14 protein-coding genes are annotated in these 14,590 nt (G+C 76.0%); 5 read left to right on the top strand and 9 right to left on the bottom strand.

Annotated elements, in window-relative coordinates; genetic code table 11:
* Positions 1-4: 4 nt before the first annotated feature.
* Together H6H00_RS21375 and H6H00_RS21370 are read right to left on the bottom strand one after the other, a co-directional pair.
* The gene (locus tag H6H00_RS21375) at positions 5-2,530 is read right to left on the bottom strand and encodes a Tex family protein (RefSeq protein ID WP_185717508.1); all 2,526 of its coding nucleotides are present in this window, start codon (positions 2,528-2,530) and stop codon (positions 5-7) included.
* Positions 2,527-3,414, bottom strand: a complete 888-nt coding sequence (locus H6H00_RS21370; RefSeq protein WP_185717507.1) for an HTD2 family dehydratase — start codon at positions 3,412-3,414, stop codon at positions 2,527-2,529. Before H6H00_RS21370 ends, H6H00_RS21375 begins: the two co-directional genes overlap by 4 nt.
* A gap of 91 nt (positions 3,415-3,505) precedes the next feature.
* Here H6H00_RS21370 and H6H00_RS21365 point away from each other — a divergent pair, with 91 nt between their 5' ends.
* A complete protein-coding gene (locus H6H00_RS21365) occupies positions 3,506-3,664 on the top strand; it encodes a hypothetical protein (RefSeq protein ID WP_185717506.1) in 159 nt (52 codons plus the stop codon).
* Between the two features lie 45 nt (positions 3,665-3,709).
* Here H6H00_RS21365 and H6H00_RS21360 read toward each other — a convergent pair whose 3' ends face one another.
* Both H6H00_RS21360 and H6H00_RS21355 read right to left on the bottom strand, forming a co-directional pair.
* Positions 3,710-4,894 (bottom strand): class I SAM-dependent RNA methyltransferase, encoded by a 1,185-nt coding sequence (locus H6H00_RS21360; RefSeq protein ID WP_185717505.1) that lies wholly within the window; start codon positions 4,892-4,894, stop codon positions 3,710-3,712.
* The gene (locus tag H6H00_RS21355) at positions 4,891-6,912 is read right to left on the bottom strand and encodes an APC family permease (RefSeq protein WP_185717504.1); all 2,022 of its coding nucleotides are present in this window, start codon (positions 6,910-6,912) and stop codon (positions 4,891-4,893) included. The genes H6H00_RS21360 and H6H00_RS21355 overlap by 4 nt, the downstream gene beginning before the upstream one ends.
* Before the next feature lie 60 nt (positions 6,913-6,972).
* On the opposite strand from H6H00_RS21355, the gene H6H00_RS21350 reads away from it, so the two are divergent.
* Together H6H00_RS21350 and H6H00_RS21345 are read left to right on the top strand one after the other, a co-directional pair.
* The gene (locus H6H00_RS21350; protein WP_185717503.1) at positions 6,973-7,635 is read left to right on the top strand and encodes a potassium channel family protein; all 663 of its coding nucleotides are present in this window, start codon (positions 6,973-6,975) and stop codon (positions 7,633-7,635) included.
* A 4-nt stretch (positions 7,636-7,639) separates the two neighbouring features.
* Positions 7,640-8,296, top strand: coding sequence for a potassium channel family protein (locus H6H00_RS21345; protein ID WP_185717502.1), 657 nt, complete (start codon positions 7,640-7,642; stop codon positions 8,294-8,296).
* A 1-nt stretch (position 8,297) separates the two neighbouring features.
* On the opposite strand, the gene H6H00_RS21340 is transcribed toward H6H00_RS21345, so the two are convergent.
* Positions 8,298-9,347: a cation diffusion facilitator family transporter gene (locus tag H6H00_RS21340; RefSeq protein ID WP_185717501.1), complete on the bottom strand. Its 1,050-nt coding sequence runs from the start codon at positions 9,345-9,347 to the stop codon at positions 8,298-8,300.
* Between the two features lie 37 nt (positions 9,348-9,384).
* On the opposite strand from H6H00_RS21340, the gene H6H00_RS21335 reads away from it, so the two are divergent.
* Positions 9,385-9,726 carry an ArsR/SmtB family transcription factor gene (locus tag H6H00_RS21335; protein WP_185717500.1) on the top strand — a complete coding sequence of 114 codons (342 nt, stop codon included), beginning with the start codon at positions 9,385-9,387 and terminating at the stop codon, positions 9,724-9,726.
* Here the strand turns inward: H6H00_RS21335 and H6H00_RS21330 are convergent.
* Both H6H00_RS21330 and H6H00_RS21325 read right to left on the bottom strand, forming a co-directional pair.
* Positions 9,723-10,361 carry a DUF3159 domain-containing protein gene (locus H6H00_RS21330; RefSeq protein WP_255425298.1) on the bottom strand — a complete coding sequence of 213 codons (639 nt, stop codon included), beginning with the start codon at positions 10,359-10,361 and terminating at the stop codon, positions 9,723-9,725. The two genes, H6H00_RS21335 and H6H00_RS21330, sit on opposite strands and share 4 nt — an antisense overlap.
* Positions 10,358-10,735 (bottom strand): OB-fold nucleic acid binding domain-containing protein, encoded by a 378-nt coding sequence (locus H6H00_RS21325; RefSeq protein WP_185717499.1) that lies wholly within the window; start codon positions 10,733-10,735, stop codon positions 10,358-10,360. Before H6H00_RS21325 ends, H6H00_RS21330 begins: the two co-directional genes overlap by 4 nt.
* Positions 10,736-10,911: 176 nt before the next feature.
* Between H6H00_RS21325 and H6H00_RS21320 the strand changes: the two genes are divergently transcribed.
* The gene (locus H6H00_RS21320; RefSeq protein WP_185717498.1) at positions 10,912-11,592 is read left to right on the top strand and encodes an alpha/beta hydrolase; all 681 of its coding nucleotides are present in this window, start codon (positions 10,912-10,914) and stop codon (positions 11,590-11,592) included.
* Positions 11,593-11,603: 11 nt separating this feature from the next.
* Here the strand turns inward: H6H00_RS21320 and H6H00_RS21315 are convergent, their stop codons facing one another.
* Both H6H00_RS21315 and dut read right to left on the bottom strand, forming a co-directional pair.
* Complete coding sequence (locus H6H00_RS21315) at positions 11,604-14,087, bottom strand: DUF3710 domain-containing protein (RefSeq protein ID WP_185717497.1); 2,484 nt, start codon at positions 14,085-14,087, stop codon at positions 11,604-11,606.
* Positions 14,084-14,539 (bottom strand): dUTP diphosphatase, encoded by a 456-nt coding sequence (gene dut, locus H6H00_RS21310; RefSeq protein WP_255425853.1) that lies wholly within the window; start codon positions 14,537-14,539, stop codon positions 14,084-14,086. The genes H6H00_RS21315 and dut overlap by 4 nt, the downstream gene beginning before the upstream one ends.
* Between the last annotated feature and the right edge of the window lie 51 nt (positions 14,540-14,590).

The following is a 14,590-nucleotide window of genomic DNA, read 5'->3' as shown; positions in this document are numbered from 1 at the left end:
TCCGCTACTCCTTGCCGCCGTCGGCCAGTCCGGCGCGGCGCAGGGCGTCGGCCATGGCGCTGTTGCCGAGACCGCCACCGGGGCTGCTGCTCGAGCCGCCGCGGGACCCCCCGCGGCCGCCGCCCTGACCCGCGCCGCGCTGACCCCCGCTGCGCCCGGCGTCGGCGCCCTTGCCGTCGCCGCGCCTCGCCCCGCCGTCCTTGCCGCCGCCCGACCCGCGGGGGCCGCCCCGGGGCCCGCCGCCGCGGCGCTCCCCCTCGGGGCGGTCGCCGCCGGAGCGCCGCTCGCGCTGCGACACCGGCTTCCCGTCGGCCCCCACCTCGTCGTCGAGGCGCAGGGTCAGCGAGATGCGCTTGCGCGCCTCGTCGACCTCCATCACCTTGACGCGCACCACGTCGCCGTTCTTGACGACCTCGCGCGGGTCGGACACGAAGTCCTTCGACATCGCCGACACGTGCACCAGGCCGTCCTGGTGCACGCCCACGTCGACGAACGCCCCGAACGCCGCGACGTTGGTGACCTGGCCCTCCAGCAGCATCCCCGGACGCAGGTCGGAGATCTTGTGGACGCCGTCGGCGAAGGTGGCCGTGCGGAACGCCGGGCGCGGGTCGCGGCCGGGCTTCTCCAGCTCGCCGAGGATGTCGGAGACGGTCGGCAGCCCGAACGTCTCGTCGACGAAGTCCTTCGCGCGCAGCGTCCTGATCTTCGGCGCGTTGCCCAGGAGGGAGGCGACGTCGACCTTCGCCGTCTCCACGATCCGGCGCACCACCGGGTAGGCCTCCGGGTGCACGCCCGAGGCGTCGATCGGGTCGTCGCCGCCGCGGATGCGCAGGAAGCCCGCGCACTGCTCGAAGGCCTTCGGGCCCAGGCGCGGGACGTCCACCAGCGCGGTGCGGGTGCGGAAGGGGCCGTTGGCGTCGCGGTGCGCGACGATCTGCGCGGCGAGGCCCTCGGTGATCCCCGAGACGCGGCGCAGCAGCGGCACCGACGCGGTGTTGACGTCGACGCCGACCGCGTTCACGCAGTCCTCGACGACCGCGTCGAGCGAGCGCGACAGCGCCGACTCCGCGAGGTCGTGCTGGTACTGACCCACGCCGATGGACTTCGGGTCGATCTTCACCAGCTCGGCGAGCGGGTCCTGCAGGCGGCGGGCGATCGACACGGCGCCGCGGATCGACACGTCGAGGTCGGGCAGCTCGGCCGAGGCGAACGCCGACGCCGAGTACACCGACGCCCCGGCCTCGCTCACCATGACCGGCGTCAGCTTCAGGGCGGGGTTGGTGGCGGCGAGCTCGCGCGCGAGCTGGTCGGTCTCCCGCGAGGCGGTGCCGTTGCCGATCGCCACCAGCTCGACGTCGTGCGCGGCGGCGAGCCTGGTCAGCGTGGCCAGCGAGCCCTTCCAGTCCTTGCGGGGCTCGTGCGGGTAGATCGTGTCGGTCGCGACGACCTTGCCCGTGGCGTCGACGACGGCGACCTTCACCCCGGTGCGCAGCCCCGGGTCCAGGCCCATCGTCGCGCGGCTGCCGGCGGGCGCGGCGAGCAGCAGGTCGCGCAGGTTCGTCGCGAAGACGCCGATGGCCCCCTCCTCCGCGACGGTGCGCAGCCGCACGCGGATGTCGATGCCCAGGTGCAGCAGGATCCGGGTGCGCCAGGCCCAGCGCACGACGTCGTTCAGCCACCTGTCGGCCGGTCGGCCCTCGTCGGTGATGCCGAACGCGGCCGCGATCGTGGCCTCGTAGTCGGTGCGCACGCCGGGCTCGGCCGGCTCGGCCGACGGTTCGAGCGAGAGGTCGAGGATCTCCTCCTTCTCCCCGCGCAGCGCGGCGAGGATCCGGTGGGAGGGGAGCTTGGTGAACGGCTCGGAGAAGTCGAAGTAGTCGGAGAACTTGGCGCCCTCCGCCTCCTTGCCCGGCTGGACCTTCGTGACGAGCACGCCGCGCGTCCACATCCGCTCGCGCAGCCCGCCGATGAGGTCGGCGTCCTCGCCGAAGCGCTCGACGAGGATCGCGCGGGCGCCCTCCAGGGCCGCGGCGGCGTCGGCGACCGTGTCGTTCACGTAGCCCGCGGCGGTCTCCTGCGGGTCGAGCGACGGGTCGCCGAGCAGGGCGTCGGCCAGCGGCTCCAGGCCGGCCTCGCGGGCGGCCATCGCCTTGGTGCGGCGCTTGGGCTTGAACGGGAGGTAGATGTCCTCCAGGCGCGCCTTCGACTCCGCAGCGCGGATCCGGCCCTCCAGCTCGGGCTCGAGCTTGCCCTGCCTGCGGATCTCGTCCAGCACGGCGGTGCGCCGGTCCTCCAGCTCACGCAGGTAGCCCAGGCGCTCCTCGAGCGTGCGCAGCTGCGCGTCGTCGAGGGTGCCGGTGGCCTCCTTGCGGTACCGGGCGATGAACGGGACCGTGGCGCCGCCGTCGAGGAGCTCGACGGCCGCGGCCACCTGGTTCCGCCGGACGCCGAGCTCGTCGGCGATGCGCTGCTCGACGGTGTGCGGGCCGTGCGGGACGGTGTTCCGGAGGGCGGTGGCAGTACTCGTCACCCGTCCATGGTGCCCGGTGACGCTCGGCGCACCACCGGCGGGCGGGCCCCCGCATCGGTGAGCGTCACCGCGCCGGTCACCGCCGGTGACCGGCCCGCCTCCCCGGCCCCCAGCTCCTCCGGCGCACCCGACGCCACCACCGCCGCGCCGGCGAACACCGGCTGCCGCAGCCGGTAGGAGAAGGCGGTGACACGGCGGTCCGGCGCGAACCGGCGGGGCAGCTCCAGCAGCAGCAGGGCGAGCAGCGGGCCGTGCACGACCAGGCCGGGGTAGCCCTCGACGCCGGTGACGTACGGGTGGTCGTAGTGGATGCGGTGGGTGTTGTGGGTCAGCGCGCTGAACCGGAACAGCAGGGGCGCGTCCGGGGTCAGGTCGAGCCGCCACGGGCCGGCGGGCGGCTCCCCCGCGGCGGCCGGGGCGAGCGCGCGGGCGGTGCCCGCGGGCTGGCTGCGGTAGGCGAAGTCCTGCTCCTCGACCTGCACGAGCGCCCCGTCGACGGTGAACTCGTGTCGCTGCGTCACCAGCACCATCGCCCCGCTGCGCCCCGACTTGGGCACCGCCGACACCAGCGTCGAGCGCCGGGTGACGAGATCGCCGACCCGCAGCGGGGTGCGGACCTCCAGCCGCCCGCCGGCGAACATCCGGCGCCGGTCCGGCAGCGGCGGGAGGAACCGGCCGTGCGCCGGGTGCCCGTCGTCGCCCAGCTCCGCCTGCGCCGGGTGGTCGAGCAGGTGGAACCCGTGCCACATCGGGGGGAGCTCGTCCCCGGGCGGCGGCTGGTCGAGCACGGCCGCGAAGGCCGCGCCCGGCCACGGGTCGATGCGGGCGGTCGTCACGAGCGGGGCGGGCGCCCAGCCGTCGAGGAAGCGGGCGAGGTCGTCCATGCCGCGATCATGCCCTCTGCCCGGCGCCCACGGAATCGGTAAGAACCGGGTGATCGCGGGGTGAGGAAATACCGCGATCAGCGCACATACGGTGAACGGGTCCGACCCCGAGATGCGCACCATCCGGACCGGGGTGCCGGTCCTCGGCGCCGCGTTCGACGCCGCACGCGCCCAGAGCAGCACCGCCACGAACTTCCGCGTCGTGGCCACCGACACGGCGTCCGGCGGTGCCTTCACCCTCGGCGGCTGACCCGTGCGGAGAAGCGCCCGGAACGGTTCCGGGGCGCTTTTCCCCTTACTCCCGGACCAGCAGCGCGACGCACTCGAAATGGTGCGTCATCGGGAAGGCGTCGAAGGCGCGCAGCTCCGCCAACCGGTATCCGCCGGCGGCGAAGAGGGCGACGTCACGGGCCAGCGCGGCCGGGTCGCACGCCACGTGGACGATCCGCTGCGGCGCCCGCTCGCAGAGCGTCCCGACGAGCTCGCGGCCCAGTCCCTTGCGCGGCGGATCGGCGACGACGACGTCCGGCTGCCCGTCCAGGACCCTCGCGAGCTTCTCGACCCGCCCCACCCGCCACCCGATCTGCGGGAGATCGGCCAGCGCGGCCCGCCCGTCGGCCACGGCGGCGCGCGAGGACTCGACGACGGTGACGCCGCCCGCGGGCCCGACCTGCCCGGCCAGCACGGCCGCGAACAGCCCGACGCCGCCGTAGAGGTCCCAGGCCACGCTGCCCTCGGGCGCGGCGGCCCACTCGCCGATTACCGCCGCGAGGGTGTCCGGCAGCGCCGGGTGCACCTGCCAGAACACGCCGGGCGAGAGCTTCCACTCCCGGCCGACGGCCCGCTGGACCGCCGGGCCGTTCTCGGGGAACCCGCCCCCGTGCGCGCCGGGGGCGTCGACGTGGACCAGCCCGTCGGCGTCGGAGGCCACCTCGACCTCGCCGCCGGGCTCGAAGCCGTGGTCGAGCACCGGGGGCAGCGTGCCGGCCGGGGCGAGCGGGCAGTCGGCGATGGGCAGGACGTCGTGGCTGCGGTGCGCGCGCAGCCCGGCCCGCCCCGCCGGGTCGACGGCGAGCCGCACGCGGTGCCGCCAGCCCAGCGGCCCGCCGGGCAGCTCCTCGACCACGGTCGGGCGCACGACGCCGGCGAGGCGCTGCAGCTGCTCGGCCAGCACGTCGGCCTTGAGCGCGCGCTGGGCGGCGGGGTCGGCGTGCTGCAGGTCGCAGCCGCCACAGCCCCCCGCGCGGGCCCAGTCGCACGGCGCGGGCACCCGGTCCGGCGACGCGTCGAGCACCGCGACGGCGTCGGCCCGGCAGAACCCGCCGCCGCCGTCCTCGCTCACCACGGCCCGCACCCGCTCGCCCGGCAGCGCGTGCCGCACGAACACGACCCGCCCCTCCGACCGCGCGACGCAGTGCCCGCCGTGCGCGACCGCGCCGACCTCGAGGTCGAGGATCCGGTCGGTCCAGTCGAGCGTCATCGGCGCACCTTCGTGGGGGGGACGGGGGCCGGCGGGGTCTCGTAGCCGCGCCGGGCGGAGCCGGGCGGGGTCTCGGGCCGCCGCGTCGTGACCCGCTCCGAGGACGCGAGCTGCCAGGGCACGCTGGTGACCATCACCCCGGGCTGGAACAGCAGCCGGCCCTTGAGCCGCAGCGCGCTCTGGTTGTGCAGGATCTGCTCCCACCAGTGCCCCACGACGTACTCGGGGATGAACACGGTGACGACGTCGCGGGGGTTGTCGCTGCGGATCCGCTTGACGTAGTCGAGGACGGGCTTGGTGATCTCCCGGTACGGCGACTCGATCACCTTGAGCGCGACCGGGATCTTGCGCTTGTCCCAGTCGCGCATCAGGCGCTTGGTGTCGGCCTCGTCGACGTTGACGGTGACCGCCTCGAGCACGTCGGGGCGCGTCGCCCTGGCGTAGGCGACCGCCCGCAGCGTCGGCTTGTGCAGCGTCGAGACCAGCACGATCGCATGGTTGCGCGAGGGCAGCACCCCGTCGCCGTCGCCCGCGATCAGCTCGGCCGAGACCCGGTCGTAGTGCTTCTGGATCGCCGTCATCAGCAGGTAGAACACGGCCATGGCGGCGATCGCGATCCACGCGCCGCGGGTGAACTTCGTGATCAGCACGATGACCAGCACGACGCCGGTCATGCCCGCCCCGAACCCGTTGACGACGCGCGCGCGGCGCATCCGGGTGCGCTCGGCGGGGTCGGTCTCGCCGGCCAGGTGCCGGTTCCAGTGCCGCAGCATCCCGAACTGGCTCAGCGTGAACGAGGTGAACACGCCGACGGTGTAGAGCGCGATCAGCCGCGTGACCTCGGCCTGGAACCCCACGACCAGCAGGATCGCGACGCCCGCGAGCACCAGGATGCCGTTGGAGAACGCCAGCCGGTCGCCCCGGGTGTGCAGCTGGCGGGGCAGGTAGCGGTCCTGGCTGAGGATCGAGCCGAGCACCGGGAAGCCGTTGTAGGCGGTGTTGGCGGCGAGCACGAGGATCAGCGCGGTGACCACGACGACGAAGAAGAAGCCGAACCGGAAGTCGTCGAACACCGCGTCGGCGAGCTGGGCCACCAGCGTCTGCTGGACGTAGCCGGCCGGGGCGCCGGGGAACTGGACGGCCGGGTTCTCCGCGATCTTCGCCCCGGTGAGCTGGGCCAGCCAGATCAGGCCCATGAACATCGTGACGGAGATGCCGCCGAGCAGCAGCAGCGTCTTCGCGGCGTTGCTCGACTTGGGCTTGCGGAAGGCCGGGACGCCGTTGCTGATCGCCTCGACGCCGGTCAGCGCCGCGCAGCCCTGCGTGAACGAGCGGAGCACCAGCAGCGCCAGCGCGAGCCCGGTGAGCGCGTCGCCCTCGGCCACGAGCTCCAGACCGGCGCTGGGGGCCTGCACGGTCTCGCCGAGCAGCAGGATCCGCGTCAGCCCCCAGATGATCATGGTGGCGATGCCGATCATGAACGCGTAGGTGGGGATCGCGAACGCGACGCCGGACTCCCGCACCCCGCGCAGGTTGACCGCGGTGAGCACGACGATCGCGGCGACGGCGAACTGCACCTTGTGCTCGGCGACGTAGGGCACGAGCGCGCCGACGTTGGCCGCGGCCGCGGAGATCGAGACCGCGACGGTCAGCGTGTAGTCGACGAGCAGCGCGCTCGCGACCGTCAGCCCGGCCTTCTTGCCCAGGTTGACGGTGGCGACCTCGTAGTCCCCGCCGCCCGACGGGTAGGCCTTCACGTTCTGCCGGTAGCTCGTGACCACCGTGAGCAGCACGATCACGACCGCGAGCCCGATCCACGGCGAGAACGCGTAGGCCGTGACGCCCGCGATCGACAGCGTCAGGAAGATCTCCTCGGGCGCGTAGGCGACGGAGGACATGGCGTCGGAGGCGAAGACGGGGAGCGCGATCCGCTTGGGCAGGAGCTGGTGGCTGAGCCGATCGCTCCGCTGCGGTCGCCCGACCAGGATGCGCTTCACCGCGGTGGCGAGCGTGGACACGCGCGCAGCCTATGCCCGCGTCCTGTCCGACCGGCAGCGGGCGCGCTAACGTTCCGCGGTGTGTACGTCGTGATCATGGGGTGCGGCCGGGTCGGCTCGTCGCTCGTCGCCGGGCTCGAACGCCTCGGCCACGAGGTGGCGGTCGTCGACCGGAACCCGCAGGCCTTCCGCAGGCTCGGACCGGAGTTCCGCGGCCGGCAGGTGATCGGCGAGGGCTTCCACCGGGAGGTGCTCGTCGAGGCCGGGGTCGAGCGGGCGAGCGCGTTCGCCGCGGTCTCCAGCGGCGACAACTCCAACATCATCGCGGCACGGGTCGCCCGGGAGAGCTTCGGCATCGAGCGGGTCGTCGCCCGCATCTACGACGAGAAGCGGGCCGCGGTCTACGAGCGCCTCGGCATCCCGACGGTCGCCACCGTGCCCTGGAGCACCGACCGGCTGCTGCGGATGATCCTGCCCGACGGCGTCGCGTCGGCCTGGCGGGAGCCCTCGGGCACGGTCGCGATCCTGCCCCTGCCGGTGCACGAGGACTGGGTCGGGCACCCGGTGTCCGAGCTGGAGCGCGTCACCGGGTCGCGGGTGGCGTTCGTGGTCCGGTTCGGCACGGGCGTGCTGCCCCGGCCCGACACCGTCGTCCAGGCCGAGGACACCGTCTACGTCGCGGCGGTCTCCGGCACGGTCAGCGACGTCACCGCGGCCGCAGCCGCTCCCCCGCAGGAAGGCTGATCCCATGCGCGTCGCCATCGCGGGAGCGGGCGCCGTCGGGCGGTCCATCGCGCTCGAACTGCTCGACAACCACCACCAGGTCATGCTCATCGAGCGCGAGCTGGCCAACATCGCGCCGGAGACCGTCGAGGCGGCGGAGTGGGTGCACGCCGACGCCTGCGAGCTGTCCACCCTCGAGGACGCCGACATCGAGAGCTGCGACGTCGTGATCGCCGCGACCGGCGACGACAAGGTCAACCTCGTGGTCTCGCTGCTGGCCAAGACCGAGTTCGCGGTGCGCCGGGTGGTCGCGCGGGTGAACGACCCCCGCAACGAGTGGCTCTTCGGCGACAACTGGGGCGTCGACGTCGCCGTGTCCACCCCCCGCCTGCTCGCCGCGCTCGTCGAGGAGGCGGTGGCCGTGGGCGACCTCGTCCGGCTGCTCACCTTCCGCCAGGGCCAGGCCAACCTCGTCGAGGTGACGCTGCCCGCCGACACCCCGCTGGCCGGGCGGCCGGTCCGCTCGGTGAAGCTGCCCGTCGACTCCGCGCTCGTGGTGATCCTGCGCGGCGGCCGGGTGATCGTGCCGCAGGCCGACGACGCGCTGGAGCCGGGCGACGAGCTCGTCTTCGTGGCGACCGCCGCGGTCGAGGAGGACATCCGGGCGGCGCTGGAGCGCTGAGCTACCCCAGGTGGTGCGCCAGCTCGGCGTGGTGCGCCGCCCCGTGCTCCCCCGCCGGGCTGACGTGCACCGACGCCGCCGCCAGCCGCGGCACGTCGTGCAGCAGGCGGTGCTGGGCGCGGGCGGCGAGCGCGTGCGCGTCGACGACCGACAGGCCGGGGTCGACGGCGATCGCGGTCTCGGCGCGCAGCCGGTGCCCGATCCAGCGCAGCCGCAGCGACTCGACGTCGAGCACGCCGGGGACCGCGCGCAGCGCCGCCTCCGCGGTGTCGACGAGCGCGGGGTCGACGGCGTCCATCAGGCGCCGGTAGATGTCGCGGGCGGCCCCGCGCAGGACCACCAGGATCGCGGCGGTGATCAGCAGCCCGACGACCGGGTCGGCGAGCGGGAACCCGAGCAGCACGCCGACCGCGCCGCCCACCACCGCGAGCGAGGTGAACCCGTCGGTGCGGGCGTGCAGGCCGTCGGCGACGAGCGCGGCGGAGCCGATCCGGCGCCCGACCCGGATCCGGTACACCGCGACGAGCTCGTTGCCGGCGAACCCGATGACCCCCGCGGCCAGCACGATGCCGACGTTCTCGACCGGTCGGGGCTCGATCAGCCGGTGGACCGACTCCCAGCCCGCCACCACCGCCGACAGCGCGATCATCGCGACGACGAACACGCCCGCGAGGTCCTCGGCCCGGCCGAACCCGTAGGTGTAGCGGCGGGTGGCGGCGCGGCGACCCAGCACGAACGCGATCCACAGCGGGACGGCGGTGAGGGCGTCCCCGACGTTGTGGATGGTGTCGGCGAGTAGCGCGACCGACCCGGACAGCGCCACCACCACGGCCTGCGCCAGCGCGGTCGCCAGCAGCACGACCAGGCTGATCTTGAGGGCCCGGATGCCGTCGGCGCTGGCCTCGAGCTCGGCGTCGACCGAGTCGGCGGGATCGTGGCTGTGCGGGCGGAGCACCGCGGCGACGGCGGCCCGGACGCCGGTGCGGTGATGACCGTGGCCGTGGCCGTGGCCCTGGTGACCGTGGCCGTGACCCTCGCGTGACTCGTTCACGGTTGCAGGATGCCCTGCTCAGGACCATCATGCAATCATGCGCGCGCACGACGGAGTGGCAGCTGCCAGCGGCCTGCACGAAAACGCCGCGGAGGTGCTGGGGCACCTGGCCGATCCCACGCGGCTGCACCTGCTGCGGCTCCTCGCCGCCGGGGAGCAGGACGTCACGACGCTGACGGCGCAGGTGGAGGCGTCGCGCTCGTCGGTGTCGCAGCACCTGGGCCGGCTGCGGCTGGCCGGGCTCGTGCAGGTGCGGCGCGACGGCCGGCGGATGCTCTACCGGGTCGGCAGCGACCACCTGCACGCGCTCGTCGCGGAGGCCTACGGGTTCGCCTCGCACGTGGTGCGGTCGATCCCGCACCACGTGACGGGGGACTAGACGGCCGGGTCCGCGGAGGCGCGGTGGGCGCGGCGGACGGCCCAGATCGTGAACAGCAGGGCCAGGCCGGTGAGCGGGTAGCCCATGGCCAGGCGAGCGACGCCGAGCCAGGTCTCCTCGTTGGCGTCGTAGAGCAGGCCCTGCAGGACCACGCGGGAGGCGAACACGAGCGTCCACAGCAGCGTGGCGTAGGTGTAGGCCCGCAGTAGCAGCGGGTTGTTCCGCCAGCCCTGCCCGTCGCCGTTGATGCCGTGCCAGATCACCCCGGCCAGGGGGCGGCGCACCAGGACCGAGACCAGGAACGCCACCGCGAGGAACCCGCTGGTGATCAGGCCGGGCAGGTAGAAGCCGCGGGCCTCGCCGGTGCGCGAGGCGATGAACGCGGCCAGGCCGACGCCGAGCAGACCGGAGACCGCGGGCTGCACCGGCTGCTTGCGCGCGATGCGCCACACGGTGACCAGCACCCCGGCGACGACCGCCGCGATGATCGCGGGCTGCAGCTCGAAGACGATGTTGGCGACGACGAAGACGCCCACCGGGATCGACGAGGCGACGATGCCGGACACGCCGCCCATCTGGTCGAGCAGCGTCGGCATCGTGCGCGCGGGACGCTCCCCGTCGGGACCTGCCGTCACTGGGCCTGGCAGATCTCGTAGTACGGGTTGTAGAGCACCTTGCGCCCGTCGCGGACGGCGAGGCGCCCGCGAACCCGCATCGTGCGCCCGGGCTCGATACCCGGGATGCGCCGCCGGCCCAGCCAGATCAAGGTGACTCCCTCGCTGCCGTCGAACAGTTCCGCCTCCAGGGACGCCGCGGCGTCCTGCGGGCAGAACTCCACGCTGCGCAGCCTACCGAGCACCTCGACCTCGTCGCCGCAGGCGCAGTCCGATGCGCGCTGGGCCCCGGACTTCTCGGCGTCGGAGGAGAGGTCGTCGGCGTCCAGCGTGTCGACGTCGCTGGTCAGACGCTTGAGCATCCGCTTGAACGCGCCACCGTCGGTGGTGCCCATCTCTCCCCCATCACATCCGGGCCCGCCGTCGGGCCCGCTACCCTTCCAGCGTAACTCCCCGGAAACCTGCGTCGATGCCCCCGGACGGGGCCGATCCCGCGCGTCGAGCCGCACGTGCCCGGCCGAGCGCCGAACGGTGGGGCGGCTCGCCGGACGGTCGGCCGGCGACGGCGGTCGTGCTCCCCGGATCCGGGTCCGACGAGGTGTTCGTCCGGGCCGCGTTCGCGGCGCCGCTGCGGGTCGCGGGGGTGGGTCTCGTGGCGCCCGCCCCGCGTCGCGGGCGGGACGTGGTCGCCGGGTACCGCGCGGCGCTGGACGCCGCGCTGGCGCGCGCCGACGGCCCGCTGCTGGTGGGCGGGGTGTCGCTCGGGGCGCACGTCGCGGCGCGCTGGGCCGCCCACGCGGACCCCGGGCGGCTGGCCGGGCTGCTGCTGGTCCTGCCCGCCTGGGGCGGTGACCCGGCCGACGCACCCGCCGCCCTCGCCGCGCGGTTCACCGCCGCGCAGGTGCGCCGCGACGGCCTGGCCGCCGCGGTCGCGTCCGCGCGGTCCGGGGCACCCCGGTGGCTGGCCGACGAGCTCGCGCGCGCCTGGGCCCGGCACGGCCCCGGGCTGCCCGACGCGCTCGACGCTGCGGCCGCGGAACCCGGCCCCTCCCCCGCCGAGCTGCGGGTGCTGGACGTGCCGGCCGGGGTGGTCGGGCTGTCCGGGGACGCGGTGCACCCGCTCGCGGAGGCCCGGCGGTGGGCGGCCCTGCTCCCCCGGGCCGCACTGGTGACCTCGACCCTCGACGCGTTCGGCGCCGATCCCGCCGTGCTCGGGCGGGCCGCCGTCCGCGGCTGGGCGCGCGCCCGCTGACCCGTCCGCGGTCAGCGGGGGCGGTGGTGGCGGCCGGGACGGGGGCCGGGGTCGCCGAGGAACGCCAGGGCCGGCGCCGATCCGGGGCGACCCTCCCGCGTCGACGGCGGGGTCCAGTCGGGATCGGGCGGCACGTCGACGCTGCGGCGGCGCCGGGGGGCGGGCTCGACCGCGGGGACCGGGTCGGTGACGGCGTCCGGCTCCGGGGCGCGCCGGCGGCCCGCCGTCGGCCCGTCGTCGTGGTGCTCCGGCGGGTGGGCGTCGATCGACGACCAGCCCACCTGCGAGTCGGTCAGGGGGTCGGACAGCGGGTCGAAGCCCGCCGACCGGCCGGCGAGCCCGTCGGCGTGGCGCCGCTCGTGCTCGGTGCCCGACCAGGCGGACGCCGGGCGGTCCCCCTCGATCGGCTCCGCCGTCTCGGGGCGGGCCCGGCGACCGGCCGCGGGGACGTCCCGGCCGTGGTCACCCCGGTGTTCCGCGGAACGGTGCCCGGGGGAACGGGACCCGGACGAATGGTGCTCGGCGGAACGGTGCTCGGCGTCGCGGCGGTCCGCGGGCCGGAGGTCGCCGGACTCGGGCTCGTAGCGGGACCGGCGGCGGCCGGGCCGGTCGCGGACCAGCGCGGCCAGGTCGAGCGTGGACTCGGGGCCGGACGGCACGTCGTCGGCGCGGCGGCGGCGACCCGACCGGGGCACGGCGTCCGGCTCGACCGCCCCGGGTGCGGGGAACCCGGCGGAGCGCGGCTCGTCGGGCGAGCCGTGGCGGGAGCGGCGGGGGGCGGGGTCCTCCGGCGGCAGCGCCGGCCACCACTCGGTGGGGGCCGGGTCGGGCTCGCGCCCGGGGTACGCGGGTCCTGTCCCGGCGAGGCCGTAGTTCGGGGCGCCGTACTCCAGGTCGGCGGGATCGTCGTCGCGGGTGTCGTCGTGGGCCCGGCGGCGGCCGGCCGCGGGTGCCTCGCGGACGGCGGCGCGGTCGTCGGACCGGGGCGCGGCGGCGGCCCACGGGTCGGCGGCCGACCAGGGACCGGGTTCGCGGTCGGGTCGGTCGTCGGTGCGGGGCGGGTCCGACCGGAGGCTCTCGCCGAGGGCCGGCCACCACTCGGTGGCCGCGTCGTCGCGGGTGCCGGGCAGGGGGTCGGCGGCGCGGGGATCGGCCGCGGCGTACGGGTCGGCGGCGAAGGGGTCCGCCGCATACGGGTCGGGGCCCAGGTCGCCGTCGGCGGGGTGGCCCGCAGGAGCCGCCCAGAGCGGGACGGGCGTCTCGTCGGGCCGGTCGCGGGGCGTCACGGGGAGGGCCTGCGTGGGGTCCGCGGGGGGCGGGGCGCTGGGGCGGACCGGATCGGGCTCCGGGGTCCAGCGGTCGGGGGTCCACGCGTCCGGGGTCCACGCGTCCGGGGTGCGGGCGTCCGGGGTGCGGGCGTCCGGGGTGCGGGCGTCCGGGGTCCGCGTGTCGGGGGTCCGGCCGTCCGGGGACCGGCCCCCGTCCGCGGCCGCCCGGCCGTCGGGCGTCCACGCCGGGCCGGTCGGGGGCGCGACGACCGGGGGCAGGGGCCGCCGGTCCGCCGGGCGCGGCGGCGCGGGGGCCGATGCGGCCGGCGGGAACGCCGTGACCGGCCGGATGACGGTCGGCGCGTCGATCCGGCGCGGCACCACCGGGGCGGGCGTGCGGACCGGGACGGGACCGGCCGCCGGGGGCCGGGCGCCGGGCGGGACGAACGGCGCCCGGGACGGCGGCGGGCCCTGCACCGGCCGCTCACGCGGCGGCCGGTCGTGGGACGGCTGCTCGTACGGCGGCCGGTCGTGCGGGGACCGGTCCGGCGCCGGCCCCTGCGGCACCGCGACGGGCGGCGGCCCGGGCACCCCGGCCGCCGAGTCGTCGACGACGTCGGCGTCGGCCAGCTCCTCGGGGATGGTCAGCGGCAGGACCGTGCGCACCGGGAACGGCGAGCGGCCGCGGTCGACGATCGTGCCCTTGAGCATCCGGCGCAGCGCCGCGTCGAGGTCGACGGCGTGCCGCTCGGGGCCCGTGGCGACGCCGTAGAGCATCCAGCGGGCCCCGTCGACCCCGACGAACACCGACGTGGCGGCCCCGGTCTGGGCGTGCAGCTCCCGGCCCCAGTCGCCCTGGAACGACCGGACGCGGGCCCCGCCCTCGCGCAGCGAGCTGTCGATCTCCGCGACCAGCTCCGCCCACAGCCCCGACGACTTCGGCGCCGCGAGCGCGCTCACCGACAACCGCCCCCCGGGCAGCGCGACGTGCACGGCCTGCAGGCGGCCGTTGGCCGTGGGCTCGACGGTGACGCTGCCCTCCGGTGGGACCGGCACGCGGATGGAGCCGAAGTCGAGCAGGCCGGGCGGGGGGCCGACCGCGGCGTCGAGGTCCTCGGCGTCGAACGGTCCGAAGTCGCGCTGGGCGGCGAACCGGCGACGGATCGCGGCCGTGCCGAACGTGCCGGTCGACGTGGCACGGCGCCCGACCCGGGCCTCGGCGGTCACCGCAGGCCCCCGTCCAGCACCGCGTGACCGCCCGTGGACCCGTGCCCGCCCGTTCCGCGCTCCGAGCCCGGCAGCGCGTCGACCTCCACGAACCGCACCTGCTCCACCCGCTGCACGACGAGCTGGGCGATCCGGTCGCCGCGGGACAGCCGCACCTCGTCCTGGCCGAGGTTGACCAGGCAGACCCGGATCTCGCCGCGGTACCCGGCGTCGACGGTGCCGGGGGCGTTGACGATCGACAGCCCCGTGCGCGCGGCCAGCCCGGACCGCGGGTGCACGAACCCGGCGAACCCCGGCGGCAGGGCGATGGCGATCCCGGTGCCCACGAGCTCGCGGCGCCCTGGGGCCAGCACGACGTCGTCGGTGCAGCTCAGGTCGACCCCCGCGTCATCGGGGCGGGCGCGGGCGGGCAGCGGCAGGGCCGGGTCGAGCCGGACGACGCGGACGTCCAGCGGGGCCGGGCACGCGTCGGCCGGGCGCTCGTCGACCGGCGATCCGCCCGG

The organism is Pseudonocardia petroleophila (genome assembly GCF_014235185.1).
Classification (GTDB): domain Bacteria; phylum Actinomycetota; class Actinomycetes; order Mycobacteriales; family Pseudonocardiaceae; genus Pseudonocardia; species Pseudonocardia petroleophila.
Note: the sequence above shows the minus strand (reverse complement) of the source record. Positions and strands in the feature narration are given on the sequence as shown.